Consider the following 613-nt stretch of genomic DNA (forward strand, 5'->3'; position numbering starts at 1 on the left):
GCGCGGGCGGTGACCAGCCCGGCGGCCACGATCAGCGGCTGGGCCACCGCGGTGTCCTTGATGGTCTCCTCATCGGATTCGGTGCCGTGGGCGATCAGGTCGCGGTCGGTGATCACCGACAGGTCCTGCAGATGATCGCGCACACCGGCCACATGCAGCCAGTCGTTCAAGAATCCTGGGGTCTGGGAGCTGTCCCGGGCATACAATTGCTAGCACTCTTACAGCTTTCCAAATTGGGGGCGGGTTGCGCTCATCATTTCGGCACCAAGCTGGCCGAACCTCTTTGTAGGAAGTCTACAAAACCAGTGGGGCCGCTGTCGAAGGAAACCCGCCAATTTCGGCAGATGACACCCCCGGCATGTGTGCGCACCCTCCAAAGCTGCCCCATCCGGCCGTGACGCTGGACGGCCTCCCGTGCTTCGGGTCAGCGGCGGCGGTTTAGCGTCGGGCGTCACGCAGCCGCCCGACCATCAGCGCCGTCTGCAGCACGAACGCGTCGCGGGGGACCAGCGGGTCCCACCCGGTCACCTCGCTCACGCGCTTGAGCCGGTAGCGCACCGTGTTGGCGTGCACGAACAGTTCCCGTGCCGTGCCTCCAGCGAATGCCCCAGCG

2 pseudogenes are annotated in these 613 nt (G+C 65.7%); both read right to left on the minus strand.

The window, feature by feature from the left end:
- Positions 1-216: pseudogene (locus JCM19049_RS16915) on the minus strand (ACP S-malonyltransferase); the annotation flags it as partial.
- A gap of 222 nt (positions 217-438) precedes the next feature.
- A pseudogene (locus tag JCM19049_RS22855) lies at positions 439-613 on the minus strand (helix-turn-helix domain-containing protein); the annotation flags it as partial.

It is taken from the genome of Arthrobacter sp. JCM 19049, assembly GCF_001310435.1.